Genomic DNA, 21,106 nt, shown 5'->3' with positions numbered 1-21,106 from the left:
AAATGGCTTCTATAAGAAAACCATCATTCTGTTTCATAATCTGCTGATTTTACTATCTTTTCCAAGAGAAACAAAAATATACATCTTTCTCAACGCAGAAAATCATATATTGGCATTGTATAATGTTAACATAGCCAAAAATAACCGTCAACGTTTTTTTGATTTTATGATATAATATCCTTTTTTCTTTTCTACAACTTCGACTTCAGAAAATACTTCCTCTAGTTTCTTCAGTGCAGATGGTGCACCTTGCTTCTTTTGAATAACAATCCACAACTCTCCACCTGGAACTAAATACTCTACAGCCTTTTCTAAAATCTCATGCACGATATCTTTACCTGCACGAATTGGAGGATTAGATAGAATAGCAGCATACATACCATCTACATTTTCATAGACGCTACTTTGAAAAATGTGTACATTTCCAATTCTATTGTTAGCGGCATTTTCTTTCGCAAGCTCAAGCGCCCTTTCATTCACATCCACCATGTGAACTTTACGGTCTTGAAACTCTTTCGCCAACGATAAACCAATCGGTCCATATCCACAACCTACGTCTAATATATCACCTTTAATATCTGGCACTTGAAACGCTTCAATTAAAAGACGAGAACCAAAGTCCACTTCGTTTTTCGAGAACACCCCACGGTCAGATAAGAAAGTAAATTGAGATCCACGAAGTGTAAATTCCCATCGCTTACGATCACTTTTACTAGAAGGGTCGTTAGAAAAATAATGGTCTGCCATATGGCCACCTCTTTTCTTTACAGTTAAAAAAAAAGCTCGCATGAGAGCGAGCTTTTTTTAAAGCATCAAAAGTTAATTACTTAACTTCTACAGCAGCGCCAACTTCTTCAAGTTTAGCTTTCATTTCTTCAGCTTCCTCTTTAGAAACGCCTTCTTTGATTGCTTTTGGAGTGTTGTCAACTAATTCTTTAGCTTCTTTTAAGCCAAGACCAGTGATTTCACGTACAGCTTTGATAACTTTGATTTTTTGAGCGCCAGCACTTGCAAGTACTACGTCAAATTCAGTTTTCTCAGCAGCAGCTTCACCAGCGCCACCAGCTACAGCTACAGGAGCAGCAGCAGTTACGCCGAATTCTTCCTCGATAGCTTTTACTAAGTCGTTAAGTTCTAATACAGTCATAGATTTAACTGCTTCAATGATTTGTTCTTTAGTCATTGTAAATATCCTCCCTTAAATAGGTTTGTATTGTTTTATAGATAACAAGTAATTATCTTTTAAAAAATTAAGCGCCTTGCTCTTCCTTTTGTTCTGCAACTGCTTTAGTAGCAAGTGCAAGGTTACGGATTGGAGCTTGAAGAACGCTAAGAAGCATAGAAAGTAAGCCTTCACGTGATGGAAGAGTAGCGATAGCTTTAACCTCATCAAGTGTTACAAGTTTACCTTCGATTACACCAGCTTTAATTTCTAAAGCTTCATGTTTTGTAGCGAAGTCGTTTAATACTTTCGCAGGAGCAACTACATCCTCGTTACTGAACGCGATTGCGTTTGGTCCTGTTAAGAATTCGTTTAACTCAGCCATTTCAGCAGACTCTGCAGCACGACGAGTTAAAGAGTTTTTGTAAACTTTGAACTCAACGCCAGCTTCACGTAAGTTTTTACGTAATTCTGTTACTTCAGAAACTGTTAAACCACGGTAGTCAACAACGATTGTAGATTTACTTTCGCGAAGTTTGTCCGCGATTTCAGTTACAACTTGTTGTTTAGTTTCGATTACTTTGCTCATGTTATTACACCTCCTGTAGATTATATAGAAGATGTACCGAAAGTGCACTAAAAACCTCCATGCCCAACTTGTAGACATGGAGGCATATAGTCACAGAAAAAAATTCCGTTTCGTATATTAACACCTAGGTAGGAAATTAAGTCTATTGACACCTACTGTCTACGGTACACTAATTAAATTCACAACATAAATGATTATATAAAAACTTCTTTATGAAGTCAACTTCCAAAATTTACGCTAATGTAGAAACGTCTACACGTACGCCAGGTCCCATTGTAGAAGCAACTGTTACGTTCTTCATGTAAGTACCTTTTGCAGCAGCTGGCTTAACTTTTTGTAAAGTGTCAGCAATTGTTCCGAAGTTTTCTACTAATTTAGCATCTTCGAAAGATACTTTACCGATTGGAACGTGGATGTTACCAGCTTTATCAACGCGGTATTCAACTTTACCAGCTTTGATTTCGTTAACAGCTTTAGTTACATCGAAAGTAACTGTTCCAGTTTTAGGGTTTGGCATTAAACCTTTAGGTCCTAATACGCGACCAAGTTTACCAACTTCACCCATCATGTCAGGAGTTGCTACTACTACATCGAAATCGAACCAACCTTGTTGGATTTTACCGATGTAATCAGCATCGCCTACGAAGTCAGCTCCAGCAGCTTCAGCTTCTTTAGCCTTTTCACCTTTAGCGAATACTAATACACGTTGTACTTTACCAGTACCGTGTGGAAGAACAACTGCACCACGGATTTGTTGGTCAGCTTTCTTAGGGTCAACACCTAAACGGAATGCAACTTCTACAGTCGCATCAAATTTAGCTGTGTTTGTTTTCTTTACTAATTCTACTGCTTCTGTTGCAGAGTAAGCAGTTGCACGATCAACAAGCTTTGCAGCTTCTACGTACTTTTTACCTCTTTTAGCCATTTTTATTTCCTCCTCGAATGTGGTTTTAGCGGAATAACCTCCCACGTTTACGCTTATTTTCAGGTATAACCTGAGGATGCGCGCCATCCATTTATTTAAAAACGATAATCATTTACGATAATAAAGGTTGCGAATTGGAATTCCAGACCCGCAACCTTTTTAAAAAAACAAATCGAATTAGTCTTCGATAACGATGCCCATACTGCGTGCAGTACCTTCAACCATACGCATTGCAGCTTCTACACTAGCAGCGTTTAGGTCAGGCATTTTAGTTTCAGCGATTTCGCGTACTTTATCACGCTTAACAGTTGCCACTTTATTACGGTTTGGTTCACCAGAACCAGACTCAATACCAGCTACTTTCTTAAGAAGAACAGCAGCAGGAGGAGTTTTAGTAATGAAAGTGAATGAACGGTCCTCAAATACCGTAATTTCAACAGGGATGATAAGACCAGCTTGATCAGCTGTACGAGCGTTAAACTCTTTACAGAAGCCCATGATGTTAACACCTGCTTGTCCTAATGCTGGACCAACTGGTGGAGCTGGGTTAGCTTTACCTGCAGGAATTTGAAGCTTTACCATTTTAATTACCTTTTTAGCCACGAGACACACCTCCTTAAGTCCGTGATGTGGTCAATTGGACAGTGATTTGCCCTCCCACGTCATATTTTATCTGTAAGGATAAAATCTTTCAAAAAACGTCTCCGATAACGAAGACGTACTGACTTAAAAGATATTATCACTTTTTACAATTCATTTCAAGTTTCATTTTATAATTTTTCAATTTGATGGAAGTCAAGCTCAACTGGAGTCTCGCGACCAAACATGTCCACAAGCACGCTAACCTTTTTCTTCTCCACATCAATTTCTTCAATAGCACCTGTATAATCTGCGAATGGTCCCTCATTTACACGCACTGTTTCATGAAGTTCAAAGTCGAAATCAACCACTTCATTGTCCATTCCCATATGCTTCATAATGGTAACAACTTCCTCTTCTAATAGAGGTGATGGTTTAGATCCAGAACCAGAAGAACCAACGAACCCAGTTACACCTGGCGTGTTACGTACAACATACCAAGAGTCATCAGTCATGATTAATTCTACTAATACATAACCTGGGAACACTTTTCTTTTCATTAATTTTTCTTTACCGTTTTTCATTTCTACTTCTACTTCTTCCGGGACAACAACACGGAAAATTTTATCTTGCATACCCATTGATTCTACACGTTTCTCTAGGTTTGCTTTTACTTTATTTTCATATCCAGAATAAGTATGGACAACATACCAACTTTTTTCCATTCATTTAGGACGAGCGTCCTTCCCTCCCTGACGTACATTTTTTTGCGCAAATGAAAAAACCCGTTCACCGGGCTTTTACACAGTTCTTATAAATAACATTATATCATGGATAAGTGCTTCTTATTCAAGAATTAACCAAGAATTAACCGAATTAAAGAAGAAATGCCCATATCAACCACTGCGAAGAAAATCGCAAAGAAGACAACTGTAGCGATAACAGTCGCTGTTGAACGGAGTAATTCATCTTTTTTAGGCCAACTTACTTTTTTCATTTCGCGACCTACATCGCCGAAAAAGTTCGTTAAACGCATCTACGGGACCTCCAGTGTATTATTTCAATTATTTATTTTGTTTCCTTGTGAACTGTATGCTGATTGCATGTTTTACAAAACTTCTTTATTTCAAGTCGCTCTACTGAGCTCGTATCTTTCATCGTAGAGTAGTTTCGATTTTTACACTCTTCACATGAGAGTACAACTTTTTTCCTCATTAGTTACACCAACCTTGTAACATTATGTCCCTAAAAATGTATCATACAACAAAAGACAATGTCAATGACATGCCTTTTGCACTCTCTACAAAAAGAAAACAGGTGATTTTTTACACCTGTAGCATTTGTTATGAATTTAAAGTGGTACTCTCTCTCATTTCCATATATCGTTCCAATTTCCGCTTCACCCTCTGTAAAGCGTTATCAATAGATTTCACATGTCTATTTAACTGTTCCGAAATCTCTTGATAAGAACGACCATCTAGATATAAAGAAAGCACTTTTCTTTCTAAATCGCTTAATAATTCAGATATTTTAGATTCTATGTCTGTATATTCTTCCTGACTTATAATCATTTCTTCAGGATCCGTTACCTTTGCTTCCGAAATAACATCTAATAATGTCCGATCAGATTCCTCATCATAAATCGGCTTATCTAAAGACACATATGAATTTAACGGAATATGTTTTTGCCTTGTTGCTGTTTTAATAGCGGTAATAATTTGTCGAGTGATACACAGTTCAGCAAATGCTTTGAATGAAGACAGCTTGTCCTCTTTATAATCACGAATCGCTTTAAACAATCCAATCATACCTTCTTGAACAATATCTTCTCGATCGGCACCCACTAAGAAATAAGATCTTGATTTCGCGCGAACAAAGTTCTTGTATTTGTGAATCAAATATTCTAGAGCGTCAGTATTACCTTTTCGAACTAACTCAACGATTGCCTCATCCTCTAAATCACGAAATGTAACGTCGCCTACACTTACGAAGCCTGCTTCCACCTTGATCCCTCCGACCGCTATTTATTTAGCAATATTATACAGTAAAAAGATAAAGAGCGTCAATGCTTCAACGCTCTCCTCTTCTTAATTTTTCTAATTTTTCTGTAATATCTTTACTAAATATCTTTCGCATGGCGGGTTGCTTTTCTTTCGTGTCTTGCGTACGCCTTCTTACTTGTTGCTCCATCGCTTGTACTTCCAACTCTAATTCACGTGCAGATTTCCGAAGAGCACCTTGCGCAAATATAACCCATTGTTCCGTATAATCAGAAGTCGCAACATATATTTGCGTATTTATATTTCTAAGCTCAATCGCTAGTTGCTCTATCTTTTCATCTGCAGTTTGATTCTTTCTCGTGAATATGACTTCCACACGCGATTGTTTCATCTTTTTTTCAATGCCTTGTACTGTATAAGCATCAAAGACTATCATTACCTTTGTACCAGTGTATCCTTGGTAATCCGCCATCTTATCAATCAGTGCATCCCTTGATGATTGCAAATCTACATCCCGTAGTTTCTTCAAGTCTCCCCAAGCTCCGATAATGTTGTAACCGTCAACGATTAAAATATCGTTCATTTTTTATTTACCAATTTCGTGACGCTTACGATATACCTCATACATTAACAAACTTGCGGCTACTGAAGCATTTAAGGATGTAACTTTACCCACCATCGGTAAAGTAATTAGGAAATCACATTTTTCACCAATAATACGACTCATACCTTTTCCTTCACTTCCAATTACTAATCCAATTGGCATTTTACCATCTAAATTACGGTAATCCGTTTTCCCTTTTGCATCTGTACCAGCAATCCAAAGCCCACGTTCTTTTAATTCATCGATTGTACGAGATAAATTCGTTACGCGCGCAACAGGAATGTATTCAATTGCTCCAGTAGACGCTTTTGCAACTGACGCTGTAAGTCCCACAGCTCTTCTCTTAGGAATAATAATTCCATGAGCTCCTGTTGCATCCGCAGTACGCATAATAGAACCTAGGTTATGCGGGTCTTCAATTTCATCTAAAATTAAGAAGAACGGATCTTCATTACGCTTCTCTGCTACTTTAAATAGATCTTCTAGCTCAGCATATTGATACGCAGCCACTTGAGCAATTACACCTTGATGGTTCCCCTCAACTAATTGATCTAACTTCTTCTTTGGTGCATGTTGTAAAATAACCTTATTTTCTTTCGCTAGTGCTAGTACAATTTGTACTTGTCCTTTGGCAGCACCTTCTGCGATCCAAATTTTATTAATATCTCTTCCTGATCGTAACGCTTCAATTACAGGGTTACGTCCGATAATATATTCACTACTCATGATGATGTGCCCCCTTCCTTTTCTTCTAAAACAGCAATTGCCTTATATACAATTTCGTCTAATCTTTCGCGATTATTTAATAAGTGATGATAGCCAATTAGCGCTTCAAAAGCTGTGCTATGTCGATATGTTTGTACATCCGTATTTTTCGGAACAGTACCTGAATTTGCATTACGCCCTCTTCTTAGTACCGCTTCTTCTTCTTCAGTTAAAAATGCTGTCTCTAATAAATGATAAACAACTTTCGCCTGTGCTTTTGCCGAAACAAAGCTTGTCCCTAATCGATGTAATTGGTTAGGACGAACTTTCCCTTTTTGGAGTAGGTGATAGCGGATATATTGTTCATATACCGCATCACCCATGTATGCTAACGCTAAGCTGTTCAATTGCTTTGCATCAATCATTCTTATCCTCTTTTCCATCTTGTACCTTGAGCGGTATCTTCTAAAATAATGTTACGGTCTTTTAAATCATCGCGAATTTGATCTGACAATGCAAAATCACGATTTTTACGAGCTTCAATACGTTTTTGAATAAGTGCCTCAATTTCTTCATCAAGTAACTCGTCTTGCGCTAATTCTAACCCCAAAATATCAAATAACGTTTCAAGTTGTTTTACGTATGCTTCAATAACCACTTTAGACGTATGTTCTTCCAGTAAATATTGATTCGCATGATTCGCTACATTATATAACTCAGTGATTGCATTAGCCGTGTTGAAGTCATCATTCATCGCTTCTTCAAATGCAGTCTGGAATTTTTCCAGTTCTGCTAACCAATTTTCATTATGATCTGTTAAATCGGTACTGCTTTCCATACGGTGTTTTAAGTTACCGTAAGCCGTTTTAATTCTTTCCAGTCCGTTATTTGTACTTTGTAATAACTCTTCACTGAAATTAATTGGGTGACGGTAATGCACCGATAGCATAAAGAATCTGATTAACTGTGGATCATATTGCTTAATGATATCGTGAACTAAAATAAAGTTCCCCAGTGACTTAGACATCTTCTCATTATTAATATTAATATATCCATTGTGCATCCAATAACGTGCAAATGTTTTTCCTGTTAACGCCTCAGACTGCGCAATTTCATTCTCATGATGAGGAAATGCCAAGTCTTGACCACCAGCATGAATATCGATTGTATCTCCTAAGTATTTACGCGCCATTGCCGAGCATTCAATATGCCAGCCTGGACGACCTTTCCCCCAAGGGCTTTCCCAGAAGATTTCTCCTTCTTTCGCAGCTTTCCATAAAGCAAAATCAAGCAGGTCTTGTTTCTTTTCTCCTACTTCAATACGCGCACCGTGACGTAAGTCTGCGATTGGTTGATGCGATAATTTACCGTACCCTTCGAATTCCTTCGTTCTAAAGTACACATCACCTTCTGATTCATATGCATATCCTTTATTCACAAGTTCTTGAATAAATTCAATAATGATATCCATATTTTCCGTTACACGCGGATGTACTGTTGCATGTTTGCAACCTAGTGCCGTTACATCCTCAAAGTACGCTTCAACGAAACGGTCCGCAATTGTCGGCACATCTTCACCTAATTCATTTGCTGCTTTAATTAATTTATCATCTACGTCAGTAAAGTTGGATACATACTGCACATCATACCCTTTATATTCTAAATAACGGCGTACCGTATCAAATACCATAGGTGGTCTTGCATTCCCAATGTGGATGTAGTTATAAACTGTAGGTCCACATACATACATCTTTACCTTATTTTCTTCTAATGGAGTAAACTCTTCCTTTTGACGCGTTAACGTATTATAAATGTGAATAGTCATTTTTATCCTTCCTTTCTACCTTTACTTCAAGTTGTTTTTTCAATTTATCAAGTTCTACTTCCATAACCTTTAATTTATCAAAAATCGGGTCTGGAAGATCAGAATGATTTAATTCTTGACCGATCTTTACTCCATTTTGAATAACTACTCGGCCAGGTATACCTACAACTGTAGAATGTGCAGGGACTTCTTTTAATACGACAGAACCTGCTCCAATTTTAGAATTCTCTCCAACTGTAATAGAACCTAGTACTTTAGCACCTGTTGCAATTAATACATTATCCTGAATTGTAGGATGCCTCTTTCCCTTTTCTTTACCCGTACCACCTAATGTAACCCCTTGATAGATCGTTACATTATCACCAATTTCGCACGTTTCTCCAATTACAACCCCCATTCCATGGTCTATGAAAAAACGACGACCAATTGTTGCTCCTGGATGAATCTCGATGCCAGTAAAGAAACGACTAACTTGTGAGATCCAACGTGCAATAAAGAAGAAATTCTTTTTATAAAAAGCATGTGCAATCCGATGGGCCCAAACTGCATGTAATCCAGAGTAAGTCAAAATGACTTCGAAATAACTTCTTGCCGCTGGATCCTGTTCAAAAACGACTTCAATATCTTCCCGAAGCCTCTTAAACATCGATGTTCCCTCCCCTTTATGGGCTGCTTTTTCGAGCGAACTAACTCCCTACTTATCTCCCTAAATCTTTATACACGTAGATAAAACTTATACTCACACCCAGTTTTACGGTATAAAAAAAGACGCCTCTGTCATATTGACAGAGACGCCTTTTAAGCGCGGTTCCACTCTGTTTAGGCTAAAAAAGCCTCAAACTCATCTCTGATAACGGTGTACACCGCTTCTGCTTACTTTAACGCCCTAAGACGTTTCACAAAATAATTCGCCGTTCAGCAGAAGACTCGAAGGGGCATTTCAAAAATCCGCTTATAAACCACTTCCAGCCTAAAGGTGGTTCTCTCTGTAAAAAGCCTGATTTTCTACTTCTCCTTCTCGTCGCTTTTCCTTATTAGGTTTTAAGTATACTTATTATATTTCTAAACCTAGAAAATGTTAACCAATTACTTTTTGAAGACGATTTAAAACTTTTTCTTTTCCAAGAAGTGCAATAGCATTAGGAAGCTCTGGGCCATGTGTTTGACCAGTAGTTGCAACACGGATTGGCATAAATAAGTTTTTACCTTTATGACCCGTTTCCTTTTGGACTGCTTTAATAGCCGCCTTAATTGCTGCAGGTTCCATCGCTTCTAGTGCTTCTACTTGACCAGCAAATGCACGAAGTACTTCTGGTACTTGTTCACCTTTTAATACTTCTTGTCCTTCTTCTTCATAATCAACATGATCTTTGAAGAACATTTCAGAAAGCTCTACAATTTCAGCTCCAAAACTCATTTGTTCATGATATAACGCAATTACATCACGAATCCAAGCTTGTTCTTGTTCACTTAAAGTTTCACCTATACGTCCAGCTTTCACTAGATGCGGTAAACTTAACTCTACCACCGTATCTAAGTCTTGCTTTTTCATATATTGGTTGTTCATCCATTTTAGTTTTTGAGAATCAAATAATGCAGGCGATTTTGATAAACGAGCTGCATCGAACATTTTGATAAACTCATCTTGAGAGAAGATTTCCTCTTCTCCTACTGGCGACCAACCTAATAGTGCAATAAAGTTGAAAATTGCTTCTGGAAGATATCCAAGCTCTTTATATTGCTCAATAAATTGAATAATAGATTCATCACGCTTACTTAACTTTTTACGGCTTTCGTTTACAATTAAAGTCATATGACCAAATTGCGGAATATCCCAACCGAAAGCTTCGTAAATCATCATTTGTTTTGGCGTATTTGAAATATGATCATCACCACGAAGTACATGTGTAATCTCCATTAAGTGATCATCCACTGCTACCGCAAAGTTATAAGTTGGAATTCCATCTTTTTTCACGATAACGAAATCACCGAAATCATTTGAATGAAATGCAACTTCATCTTTTACGATATCTTTAAACGTGTAATCGCGATCAACTGGTACACGGAAACGAATACTCGGAATGCGGCCTTCAGCCTCAAATCCTTTCATTTGCTCCTCAGTTAAATCACGGTGGTTTCCAGCATAACGCGGTGTTTCACCACGAGCGATTTGACCTTCACGCTCTGCTTCTAGCTCTTCTTCTGTCATATAACATTTGTAAGCTAAACCACGCTCTAATAAATCTTCATATAATTTTTTATAAATATCTAAACGCTCTGTTTGACGATATGGTCCAAATTCACCACCAACATCAACACCTTCATCCCAGTCCATACCGAGCCATTTCAAGTATTTTAATTGGCTTTCTTCTCCACCAGCAACATTACGTTTCACATCAGTATCTTCAATACGAATAATAAACTTACCATCTTGATGACGAGCAAATAAATAATTAAATAATGCCGTACGCGCATTTCCGATATGTAAGTGTCCTGTTGGACTTGGCGCATAGCGCACTCTCACTTGCTTTTCCATAATTGGTACACCTTCCATTCTTAATGTCAACACATTCTATAATTGTACACCAAAAAAATGTGATTATCCATCTTACGAATTAAAAACCATTATTTTTTCTGTAATAAAACAACTGCTTGAGAAGCAATTCCTTCTTCTCTACCTGTAAATCCTAATTTTTCTGTTGTTGTTGCTTTTACATTGATATTGTCAATAGACGTTTCTAATAGTTCACTAATACGTTTACGCATACTTTCAATATGTGGTGCCATTTTTGGCTTTTGAGCAATAATTGTACAATCTAGATTCCCTAACTCGTAACCTTGTTCACGTACAAATTCCCAAACCTTTTGCAGCAATACAGCTGAATCAGCATCTTTAAAAGCAGGATCTGTATCAGGGAAATGCTTTCCAATATCCCCAGCTGCAATTGCACCTAAACATGCATCCGCAATCGTATGTAACAATACGTCTGCATCTGAATGACCAATTAATCCTTTCTCATGAGGAATTGTAATTCCACCAATAATTAACGGTCTACCTTCCGCAAACTCATGCACATCAAAACCTTGTCCAATTCGAAACATTTTTTACATCCTCCTCAAGCTAAACTACAGAGCTTTATGATTCTATATTATATCGCTATCCTTATAAAGAAAAGCCCGGCTGTTGCCGAGCTTTTCTTCGCTATAATCATCACTGTCATTTCTTTTGAACATGAAGGAAACTTTCAGCAATTAATAAATCCTCTGGAGTCGTCACTTTAATATTATAGTAACTCCCCTCTACTACACCTACTTGCTTCCCGATACGTTCTACGAGGCTTGCATCATCTGTACCAAGGAAACAACCCTGTTTTGCACTTCTATGAGCTTCTAACAAAAGAGAAACAGCGAACCCTTGTGGTGTTTGTACAGCTTTGAGCTGAGATCTTTCTACCGTTTCGACAACGATACCCTGCTCTACTTTCTTAACTGTATCTTTCACTGGTACCGCACAAATGGACGCTCCATATTTTTCCGTTGCAGTTAATACATCTTGAATCACTTTATTCGTTACAAATGGACGCGCGCCGTCATGTACAAGAACATACTCAACATCACTAGTATGCTGAATGGCGTTATATACACTATCTTGTCTTTCGGCCCCGCCCTGAATAAATTGTACTGGCTTTTCAATTGGATACTTCTGCATTAATTCTTCAAAATACGGACGTTCTTCTTCGTTAATTGCCATAATAATACTTTTGCACGCTTTATCCTTTTCAAAAGCACGTAACGTATGCACAATAATCGGTACTTCATTAATAAGTAAGAACAACTTGTTTTTACCTGCACCCATCCGCTTACCTTGACCAGCTGCTGGAATAATTAATGTATACATATTAATAATCCTCTACTTATAATGCTTTTTCTAATAATTTACGTTTAGCGAAAATCATACGCCCAGCCGATGTTTGTAATACACTAGTAACAAGCACATTGAGTTGTGAACCTACATACTCTCTACCATCTTCTACTACAATCATCGTGCCATCATCTAAATATGCAACACCTTGATTTTGTTCTTTTCCATCTTTGACAACATAAACACTCAGTTCTTCACCTGGGAGTACAACAGGTTTAATTGCATTAGCTAAATCGTTAATATTTAACACCGTTACCCCTTGTAATTCAGAAACTTTGTTTAAGTTGAAATCATTCGTTACTACGGTTCCACCAGTGATTTTCGCCAACTTTACAAGTTTGCTATCCACTTCTTGAATATCATCGAAATCGCCTTCATAAATTTCTACCGGAATCGGCATCTCTTTTTGAATACGATTTAAAATATCTAATCCTCTGCGACCACGATTACGCTTTAAAGCATCAGAAGAATCGGCAATGTGCTGAAGTTCTTCTAACACGAATTGTGGAATCACAATTGTTCCTTCTAAAAACTTTGTTTGGCAAATATCAGCAATACGCCCATCGATAATTACACTCGTATCGAGAATTTTCCAATGAGCTGTAGATTCTTCTACCTCAGTTTCTTCATTCTCACTATTATTATTTTTCTTCTTCCCACGTTGTGGTAATGTAAATAATCCTAGCAATTCATTCCTCTTTTTAAACCCTACTTGGAATCCTAAATATCCAAGCAAAAGAGTAAAGAACACTTGCAATACTGTACTAATAACTGGAATTGTAAATTCACGAATTGGTATTAAAATTAAATATGCAACAATAAGACCCGAGATTAACCCTAATGTACCAAATAAAACATCCGCTACAGGCGCCTTTACAAGAGCCTCTTCAATATGCTTAATAAGTTGAACAATATAATCTACAAGCCAAAATGTTGTTAAAAATAAAATAATTGCACCAATAATTGCTCGAACATATGATCCTTCCAATAAAGGAACAGCACCCATGTCCAATACATTAATAACTTTTGGGATTAAGTAAATCCCTAACGCTCCGCCAATTACTAGAAAGAAGAGCTGTACAATTCGTTTTAACATCCAACCACCTCCTACTCATTATTAACCATTGTTTCGCTAATCAAAACGCCGAATGCAAAAGCGGACGTGTTTTTTTATAAATAGTTTTATTTACCAATATACCATATCATATACCAAAAATGTTCTAGTGTCGTTATATTATAGAATCAATGTAATATTCTTAATTGTGTCTACTCATATAGAGATGCTCTTGGATTCTTTTTAGGCCTTCTCGTATTTTCTTCGCCCTGACTTCTCCAATTCCTTCCACATCATCCAATTCATTAATAGTTGCTCGACAAACACCTTGCAAAGTCTTAAATCGATTAATTAAATTTTCAATGATAAGTGGCGGAACGCGCGAAATTTTGCTTGTGATTCGGTATCCTCTCGGCGTCACACTTTCTTCTAAACTCATTTGTCCTGGATAGCCAAGCAATTTAACTAAATCGCTATCCTCTAGAAGTTGTGTATTCGCAAGATCTTGTAACTTTTTCAAAATTTGATGATGGTCTTGTGTTTTTTCTTGATAATAATCTTTAATTAATAACGCTGCCTCTGCCTCTAAATCAGCTAGTAGTTCTGTAAGTTGTAAACGGATTAACCTACCTTCTGTTCCTAGCTCATGAATATAGCTCAATATTTCATTTTTAATCCGCAGTACCATTTCAACACTATGTAACACATGAACCACCTCGGACATTGTAACGACTTCTTCAAATTCTAGAATGCCCAAATTCGTAATGCCATCATTCCATACAGCCTTATATTTTTCTAACGTTTGAATAGCTTGGTTTGCCTTTGTTAAAATAACACCTATATCCTTTAGTGTATAACGTAAATTTCCTTGATATAGTGTAATTACGTTACGTCTTTGTGAAATAGCCACAACAAGACTACCTGTCTGCTTTGCTACACGCTCTGCCGTCCGGTGGCGCATACCTGTTTCAATAGAATCAATAGATGCCTCTGGAACTAACTGTGCATTTGCAATTAAAATTTTACTTCCAGTTTCATTTAAAATAAGTGCCCCATCCATTTTTGCTAATTCGTATAAACTAGCAGGAGAGAATGCACAATTAATGTGAAATCCCCCATCAACAATACTTTTAATTTGTTCATTATATCCAAGAACAATTAGTCCCCCTGTTTGTGCGCGAAGCACATTATCTATCCCTTCGCGCAGTGGTGTTCCTGGGGCCACGAGCTGTAAAATATTAATCATACTTTTGACACGTTGCTTGTTTTCTTCCATAGCCTAGCCTCCTAATGTCAAACGAAGCGCTTCCCCTAAATTAGATACACCTACTACCTCAATCCCATCCGGAATTGTCCATCCCCCCAAATTTTTTCTAGGAATAATAGCACGTTGAAATCCTAATTTAGCTGCTTCTTGTACACGTTGTTCAATTCTTGATACTCTTCTTATTTCTCCAGTTAATCCTACTTCTCCTATTACTGCATCAGTTGGTGTCGTAGGTTTATCTCTAAAACTTGAAGCAATACTTAAAGCCACAGCTAAATCAATTGCTGGTTCATCTAATTTCAAACCACCTGCTACTTTTAAATATGCGTCTTGGTTTTGCAATAATAAACCTGTTCTTTTTTCTAGCACTGCCATAATAAGCGATACACGGTTATGATCAATTCCCGTCGCCATCCTTCGAGGGTTTCCAAAACTAGTAGGGGAGATTAATGCTTGTATTTCTACTAAAACCGGTCTTGTTCCTTCCATTGAGGCAACTACTGTTGATCCTGCGACTCCAACGGGTCTTTCCTCAAGAAAAATTTCAGAAGGATTTAAGACTTCCGCAAGACCAAGCTCTTTCATTTCAAAAATACCCATTTCATTCGTGGAACCAAAACGATTCTTCACAGCTCGCAAGATACGATATGTATGATGACGATCTCCTTCAAAGTAAAGAACTGCATCGACCATATGTTCTAACATACGAGGCCCTGCAATTGCCCCTTCTTTTGTCACATGTCCGACGATAAAAATAGGAATTCCTTTCGTTTTTGCAAGTTTCATTAATTCCGCTGTACATTCACGTACTTGCGCTACACTTCCTGGTGCTGACGTCACTTCAGGTAAATGTATCGTTTGAATAGAGTCAATAACAACAAAAGCTGGATTCATCTCTTCAATGTGCGCTGCAATTCGCTGTAGATCAGTTTCTGCTACAACAAATAGATTACTACCCTTTACATGCAAACGATCTGCACGAAGTTTAATCTGCTTTGCTGACTCCTCACCTGATATGTATAGTACATCATATGAAGAATCTGCTAATTGCGATGAAATTTGTAATAACAATGTTGATTTCCCAATCCCAGGGTCTCCACCAATCAGTACTAAGGATCCATCTACAATCCCACCACCAAGTACACGGTTAAACTCTTGGAATTTCGTTTCAATACGTGCCTCAGATTTTGTTTCTACTTCTGTTAGGCGTCTTGGTTTTGTTACTTCCGATTGAATTGCATTGGCATAATTAAGGCGTCTTGATGATACAACCGGTTCCATCTCTTCAACAAGCGTATTCCATTGACCACAACCAGGGCATTTCCCCATATATTTTGGTGACTGATAACCACACTCTTGACATGTGAATTTTGTTTTCTTTTTAGCCATATCGTTTTATATTTCACTTCACTTTCATCTATAAACAGTTTATCCTTCTCGTATAAGAAAGAGGGCTATCTCGTAGCCCTCTTAGTTTGTCTATACTTATTTTACCTTTTCAGCACTATGAATGACAAATGATTCCCCTTCAACATCAAAGATAACTTTTTGTCCTTTCTCAATAGCACCTTTTAAAAGTTCTTCCGATAGTCTATCTTCTACATGTTTCTGAATTGCTCTACGAAGCGGACGAGCACCGTATTCTCGGTCAAATCCCTTATCAGCAATGGCTGAAATCGCTCCTTCTGTTAATTGCAATTCAATTTCTTGCTCTTTTAAGCGCTTCACTAACTGATTCACCATAAGTGTTACAATCTCTTGAATATGTTTTTTCTCAAGCATATGGAACACGATAATTTCATCAATACGGTTTAAGAATTCTGGACGAAATGCCTTTTTCAGTTCATCCATTACTTTACCTTTCATATCTGAATAATCGCGGCTCTCATCTTGTACGTTAAATCCAAGATGTTTATTACGTTTTAACGCATCGGCACCAACGTTAGATGTCATAATAACAATTGTATTACGGAAATCAACTGTACGCCCTTTAGAATCCGTTAAGCGACCATCTTCTAATACTTGTAGTAAAATGTTAAACACATCAGGATGAGCTTTCTCTACTTCATCTAATAGAACAACTGAATATGGCTTACGGCGAACCTTTTCTGTTAATTGTCCACCTTCTTCATATCCAACATATCCTGGAGGAGATCCAACTAAGCGAGAGGTAGAATGCTTCTCCATGTACTCAGACATGTCGATGCGAATCATTGCATCCTCGTCACCGAACATAGATTCTGCTAATGCTCTTGCTAGCTCCGTTTTACCTACACCTGTTGGTCCTAAGAAAATAAATGAACCAATCGGACGTTTCGGATCTTTCAATCCCGCTCTAGCACGACGAACAGCTTTCGCTACAGCTACAACTGCTTCATCCTGCCCAATTAAACGATCATGTAAAATTGATTCCAAGTTTAATAATTTATCTGTCTCTGTTTGTGCAAGTTTAGAAACCGGAATACGCGTCCATGTGGAAACGACATTTGCAATATCTTCTACTGTTACTTCTGAATTTTCTTGTCCTTGTTTCTCTTTCCACTGACGCTTTGTATCTTCTAACTTTTCACGTAAACGTTGTTCCATATCACGTAAGGAAGCAGCTTTTTCAAATTCTTGGCTTTGTACAGCTGCATCTTTTTCTTTTCTAATTTCCTCAAGCTTTACTTCAAGCTCTTTTAAATTTGGTGGTGTTGTATAAGAGCGCAAGCGAACCTTTGAAGCAGCTTCATCAATTAAATCAATTGCTTTATCTGGTAAGAAACGATCTGTAATATAACGGTCTGAAAGCTTTACAGCTGCATCAATCGCATCATCTGTAATAGATACACGGTGATGTGCCTCGTAACGATCACGTAAACCTTTCAAGATTTGAATTGATTCGTCTAGACTTGGCTCATCAACGTGAATTGGTTGGAAACGTCTCTCTAAAGCCGCGTCTTTTTCAATATATTTACGATATTCATCTAAAGTTGTCGCCCCAATACATTGTAACTCTCCGCGTGCTAAAGATGGTTTTAAAATGTTCGATGCATCAATTGCACCTTCTGCTCCACCTGCACCAATTAATGTATGAAGTTCATCAATAAATAGAATAATGTTTCCAGCTTGACGGATTTCATCCATAACTTTCTTTAAACGATCTTCAAATTCACCACGATATTTCGTTCCAGCTACAACTGTACCCATATCTAGTGTCATAACACGCTTATCTCTTAATGTTTCAGGAACTTCATTATTTACAATTTGTTGTGCTAATCCTTCTGCAATTGCCGTTTTACCCACACCAGGCTCTCCAATTAATACAGGATTGTTTTTTGTTCTACGGCTTAAAACTTCAATTACACGTTGAATTTCTTTACCACGCCCGATAACAGGATCCAGACGATTTTCACGTGCAACAACTGTTAAATCACGCGCTAAGCTATCCAGTGTCGGTGTATTTGCATTTGTTGAAGAACCACCTTGGTGACCTGAACTTGCTTCATTACTTCCAAGAAGTTGCAATACTTGTTGTCTTGCCTTATTTAGACTAACACCTAAGTTATTTAAAACACGTGCTGCTACACCTTCACCTTCACGGATTAAACCAAGTAAGATATGTTCTGTTCCAACGTAAGAATGACCTAATTTACGAGCTTCATCCATGGACAATTCAATAACCTTTTTAGCACGCGGTGTATAATGTACAGTTTGAGAAGCTTCTGTTCCGCGTCCAATTAACGCTTCTACCTCTTTTTGAACTTTCTCTGGACTTAATCCAAGAGCAATTAACGCTTTTGCTGCAATTCCTTCCCCTTCGCGTACAAGCCCAAGTAAAATATGTTCTGTTCCAATATTATTATGCCCGATACGAATTGCTTCCTCTTGAGATAAAGCTAATACTTTCTGTGCTCTTTCTGTAAATCTTCCAAACATCATAGAAATCGCCTCCTACTTGCGCTTAGTTTTTTTCAATACGTAATCGCTCACGGATTAAGGTTGCTCTTCGATAATCTCTTTCTTCTGGTCCTAAAGGTCCTCCTGCATATTGTTGTAAAATGCCTGGTTGTGTAAGAACCATTAGCTCAGTCAAAATATTTCTCGATACACCTTTTATATATCCTAAATCAATACCCAGTCGTACATCTGATAAGCAAGTAGCAGCTTCTGCAGATTGAATTAACCGACTGTTTGCTAGTATGCCATAAGAGCGATAAACTTTATCTTCAAGCTCAATACTTGAATTTTGTACAATTAATTCTCTAGCCATTTTTTCTTGCTGTATGATCTGTTGAATGACACTCTTTAAATCTGCAATAATATCTCCTTCAGATTTTCCTAACGTCATTTGATTTGACACTTGAAATATATTACCTAACGCTTCGCTACCTTCACCGTATATTCCTCTTACTACTAACCCTAATTTTTGAATTACTTGTATAATACGGCTAATTCTTTTCGTTAAAACGAGTCCCGGTAAGTGAATCATTACAGACGCCCTCAATCCGGTACCAACGTTAGTAGGGCAGCTCGTTATATATCCAAGTGATTCATCAAAAGCATATTCAACCTCTTCCTCTATCCAATTATCTATTTGATTGGCACTTTGAAGGGCCTCTGATAACTGCAACCCTGAAAATAAGCACTGAATCCTAATATGGTCTTCCTCATTAAGCATAACACTAATATGTTCGCTTTCTGACAATAGGCATGCTCCATATTCTGTTCCTGCAAGGTTAGGACTAATTAAATGCTTTTCAACTAATACTCTCCTTTGAAGAGGCGTTAATTCATTCATTTTTAATAGTTCAAACTCTCCAAAAGGTTCTACCGTTTTATTTATAAATTCCTTTTTAAATAATTCATGAATCTGTTTAGCTTCTTCTTCGTTTTGCATAGTAGAGAATTGATATTTTTTAAAATTACGAGCCAAACGTATTCGACTACTTAAAACAATATCAGAATCAGGGCCATCCCCCTTCATCCATGGACTAATCGCTTCATTCATAATTTTGTCCAGTGACATAGAACTATTCCCCCTCTCTATGCTCACTAAGCTGATTTTCAAGACCTCGAACTTTATCCCTTACTTCAGCAGCTTTCTCAAACTCCTCTTTCTGTACGTATTGTTTCAGAATGAGTTTTAGTTCATCTAATTCTTTCTTTAAGTGAATATTTCCTTCTATACGTTCCGGAATTTTTCCACAATGATCTGTATGTCCGCCGTGAAGACGTTTTAATAACGGCTTTAAATGTTCCTTAAATGTATCGTAACAAGAAGCACATCCAAAGCGTCCCACCTTTGTAAATTGCTCATATGTCATCTTACAATCTGGACACCTTAATATACTTGTATTCGAAAGCCCCTTTTGTCCTTCTTCAAACATTGTTGATTCACCGTGTAATAATCCAGCAAATAAATCATGGAATGAAAAGTTAGACTGCGTTGATTGAAAGAAAGACGTATAGCCACTTTGTTCTGCACATTGCTCACAAAGATGAACTTCCGTCTTCTTTTCATTGATTACTTTTGTATAATGTAAAGTTGCTGGTCTTATATTACAGTTTTGACAAGTCATCACTATCCCACCTTTACAACAGGAACGATCTATCTCATAGTACTTTCATACATTACTAGATTGTTCACTTTCCTTTATTCGTTTAAATAAAAGTGCGTGTTCTTTTTTCAAAACCTCTACAATATTTAACTGCATTATCTCTTAGTTATTTTTTTACAAAAGCCGTATTTATTTATATTTCAGTGTTCTTAACATTGCGCATAATATTCGAGCCCTAAGTTCATCTCGAGAAGGAACATCCATTGATAACACAGAACGATCTAGTACACTTAACATAAGTTTAGCTTCACGATTTGTTATGATTCCCTCTTCTATTAAACGTATAATCATACTCTCTGCATTCCCTTGCGCAACACTATGATCAATCATATGAAGCATTTGATCAATAATGTCTATATCGTCATGCAGTTTGACTTTTATAATGCGAATGTAACCTCCCCCACCACGTTTACTTTCTACTACAAATCCTCTTTCTAACGTAAAGCGGGTATTGATTACATAATTGATTTGAGATGGTACGCACTCGAATCGATCCGCAATCTCATTTCTTTTGATTTCAATCACATTATTATTACTTAAGTCAATAACTTGCTTTAGATATTGCTCAATGATATCAGATATATTTCTCATTTATCCGCCACCTTTATTGACTTTGACTATCTTTGACTTTAATTATATACGTATTAATAAAATTTGCAACTCTTTTGCTTATTCACTATCCTAGCCACAGTCCCTTGTATTTAATCAAAATAATAATTATTTAAACACATTTTTTTTATTACTATAGATTATAAAAGAAAACACAAAAAAACACGAATCAAATGACTCGTGTTTTTAGTTGCTTGGCGACGTCCTACTCTCACAGGGACAAGGTCCCAACTACCATCGGCGCTAGAGAGCTTAACTTCCGTGT

Annotated in this window: 24 protein-coding genes and 2 other annotated features; all 24 genes read right to left on the bottom strand. The window is 37.3% G+C overall.

Annotation, left to right across the window (positions count from 1 at the left end; translation table 11 throughout):
• Positions 1-147: 147 nt before the first annotated feature.
• Positions 148-747 (bottom strand): class I SAM-dependent methyltransferase, encoded by a 600-nt coding sequence (locus KVT31_RS27015; RefSeq protein ID WP_000763283.1) that lies wholly within the window; start codon positions 745-747, stop codon positions 148-150.
• A gap of 76 nt (positions 748-823) precedes the next feature.
• Complete coding sequence (rplL, locus tag KVT31_RS27010) at positions 824-1,183, bottom strand: 50S ribosomal protein L7/L12 (protein WP_000159737.1); 360 nt, start codon at positions 1,181-1,183, stop codon at positions 824-826.
• 67 nt (positions 1,184-1,250) lie between these two features.
• The gene (gene rplJ / locus KVT31_RS27005) at positions 1,251-1,751 is read right to left on the bottom strand and encodes a 50S ribosomal protein L10 (RefSeq protein WP_000048721.1); all 501 of its coding nucleotides are present in this window, start codon (positions 1,749-1,751) and stop codon (positions 1,251-1,253) included.
• Positions 1,752-1,790: 39 nt separating this feature from the next.
• Positions 1,791-1,934: a sequence feature (ribosomal protein L10 leader region), on the bottom strand.
• 49 nt (positions 1,935-1,983) lie between these two features.
• The gene (rplA, locus tag KVT31_RS27000) at positions 1,984-2,676 is read right to left on the bottom strand and encodes a 50S ribosomal protein L1 (protein WP_002096939.1); all 693 of its coding nucleotides are present in this window, start codon (positions 2,674-2,676) and stop codon (positions 1,984-1,986) included.
• 177 nt (positions 2,677-2,853) lie between these two features.
• Positions 2,854-3,279, bottom strand: coding sequence for a 50S ribosomal protein L11 (gene rplK / locus KVT31_RS26995; protein ID WP_001085872.1), 426 nt, complete (start codon positions 3,277-3,279; stop codon positions 2,854-2,856).
• 167 nt (positions 3,280-3,446) lie between these two features.
• Entirely contained in the window at positions 3,447-3,980 is a 534-nt protein-coding gene (nusG, locus tag KVT31_RS26990) for a transcription termination/antitermination protein NusG (protein ID WP_000415794.1), read from the bottom strand.
• Positions 3,981-4,111: 131 nt separating this feature from the next.
• Complete coding sequence (secE, locus tag KVT31_RS26985) at positions 4,112-4,291, bottom strand: preprotein translocase subunit SecE (protein ID WP_001241321.1); 180 nt, start codon at positions 4,289-4,291, stop codon at positions 4,112-4,114.
• Positions 4,292-4,323: 32 nt separating this feature from the next.
• Positions 4,324-4,470, bottom strand: a complete 147-nt coding sequence (gene rpmG / locus KVT31_RS26980; protein WP_002070160.1) for a 50S ribosomal protein L33 — start codon at positions 4,468-4,470, stop codon at positions 4,324-4,326.
• Between the two features lie 128 nt (positions 4,471-4,598).
• The gene (locus KVT31_RS26975) at positions 4,599-5,258 is read right to left on the bottom strand and encodes an RNA polymerase factor sigma-70 (protein ID WP_000387198.1); all 660 of its coding nucleotides are present in this window, start codon (positions 5,256-5,258) and stop codon (positions 4,599-4,601) included.
• Positions 5,259-5,325: 67 nt separating this feature from the next.
• Complete coding sequence (locus KVT31_RS26970) at positions 5,326-5,838, bottom strand: NYN domain-containing protein (protein ID WP_000997888.1); 513 nt, start codon at positions 5,836-5,838, stop codon at positions 5,326-5,328.
• A gap of 3 nt (positions 5,839-5,841) precedes the next feature.
• Positions 5,842-6,585, bottom strand: coding sequence for a 23S rRNA (guanosine(2251)-2'-O)-methyltransferase RlmB (gene rlmB, locus KVT31_RS26965; protein WP_000093762.1), 744 nt, complete (start codon positions 6,583-6,585; stop codon positions 5,842-5,844).
• Entirely contained in the window at positions 6,582-6,989 is a 408-nt protein-coding gene (locus KVT31_RS26960; protein ID WP_000564261.1) for a Mini-ribonuclease 3, read from the bottom strand. Before KVT31_RS26960 ends, rlmB begins: the two co-directional genes overlap by 4 nt.
• 2 nt (positions 6,990-6,991) lie before the next feature.
• Positions 6,992-8,389, bottom strand: coding sequence for a cysteine--tRNA ligase (cysS, locus tag KVT31_RS26955; protein ID WP_088094806.1), 1,398 nt, complete (start codon positions 8,387-8,389; stop codon positions 6,992-6,994).
• A complete protein-coding gene (gene cysE / locus KVT31_RS26950; RefSeq protein ID WP_000476500.1) occupies positions 8,370-9,035 on the bottom strand; it encodes a serine O-acetyltransferase in 666 nt (221 codons plus the stop codon). Before cysE ends, cysS begins: the two co-directional genes overlap by 20 nt.
• A 138-nt stretch (positions 9,036-9,173) precedes the next feature.
• Positions 9,174-9,420 (bottom strand) — a binding site (T-box leader).
• A gap of 47 nt (positions 9,421-9,467) precedes the next feature.
• Positions 9,468-10,925, bottom strand: coding sequence for a glutamate--tRNA ligase (gene gltX, locus KVT31_RS26945; protein ID WP_088094805.1), 1,458 nt, complete (start codon positions 10,923-10,925; stop codon positions 9,468-9,470).
• An 89-nt stretch (positions 10,926-11,014) separates the two neighbouring features.
• Entirely contained in the window at positions 11,015-11,491 is a 477-nt protein-coding gene (ispF, locus tag KVT31_RS26940) for a 2-C-methyl-D-erythritol 2,4-cyclodiphosphate synthase (protein ID WP_000488386.1), read from the bottom strand.
• A 115-nt stretch (positions 11,492-11,606) separates the two neighbouring features.
• Complete coding sequence (ispD, locus tag KVT31_RS26935; RefSeq protein ID WP_088094804.1) at positions 11,607-12,287, bottom strand: 2-C-methyl-D-erythritol 4-phosphate cytidylyltransferase; 681 nt, start codon at positions 12,285-12,287, stop codon at positions 11,607-11,609.
• A gap of 16 nt (positions 12,288-12,303) precedes the next feature.
• Complete coding sequence (locus KVT31_RS26930; protein ID WP_088094803.1) at positions 12,304-13,407, bottom strand: PIN/TRAM domain-containing protein; 1,104 nt, start codon at positions 13,405-13,407, stop codon at positions 12,304-12,306.
• Between the two features lie 160 nt (positions 13,408-13,567).
• Positions 13,568-14,641 (bottom strand): DNA integrity scanning diadenylate cyclase DisA, encoded by a 1,074-nt coding sequence (gene disA, locus KVT31_RS26925; protein WP_000392165.1) that lies wholly within the window; start codon positions 14,639-14,641, stop codon positions 13,568-13,570.
• Positions 14,642-14,644: 3 nt separating this feature from the next.
• On the bottom strand, positions 14,645-16,021 hold the full coding sequence (gene radA, locus KVT31_RS26920) for a DNA repair protein RadA (RefSeq protein ID WP_001085204.1): 1,377 nt from the start codon (positions 16,019-16,021) through the stop codon (positions 14,645-14,647).
• 96 nt (positions 16,022-16,117) lie between these two features.
• Entirely contained in the window at positions 16,118-18,553 is a 2,436-nt protein-coding gene (gene clpC, locus KVT31_RS26915; RefSeq protein WP_088094802.1) for an ATP-dependent protease ATP-binding subunit ClpC, read from the bottom strand.
• 22 nt (positions 18,554-18,575) lie between these two features.
• Entirely contained in the window at positions 18,576-19,640 is a 1,065-nt protein-coding gene (gene mcsB / locus KVT31_RS26910) for a protein-arginine kinase McsB (protein ID WP_088094801.1), read from the bottom strand.
• Positions 19,641-19,644: 4 nt separating this feature from the next.
• The gene (gene mcsA / locus KVT31_RS26905; RefSeq protein ID WP_088094800.1) at positions 19,645-20,193 is read right to left on the bottom strand and encodes a protein-arginine kinase activator protein McsA; all 549 of its coding nucleotides are present in this window, start codon (positions 20,191-20,193) and stop codon (positions 19,645-19,647) included.
• Positions 20,194-20,361: 168 nt separating this feature from the next.
• Positions 20,362-20,823 (bottom strand): transcriptional regulator CtsR, encoded by a 462-nt coding sequence (gene ctsR / locus KVT31_RS26900; protein ID WP_001244563.1) that lies wholly within the window; start codon positions 20,821-20,823, stop codon positions 20,362-20,364.
• Between the last annotated feature and the right edge of the window lie 283 nt (positions 20,824-21,106).

Origin of the sequence: Bacillus sp. GbtcB14, from assembly GCF_019091205.1 — a bacterium.
Taxonomy (GTDB): Bacteria; Bacillota; Bacilli; order Bacillales; family Bacillaceae_G; genus Bacillus_A; species Bacillus_A cereus_AG.
This window is presented reverse-complemented; position numbering and strand designations above follow the sequence as displayed.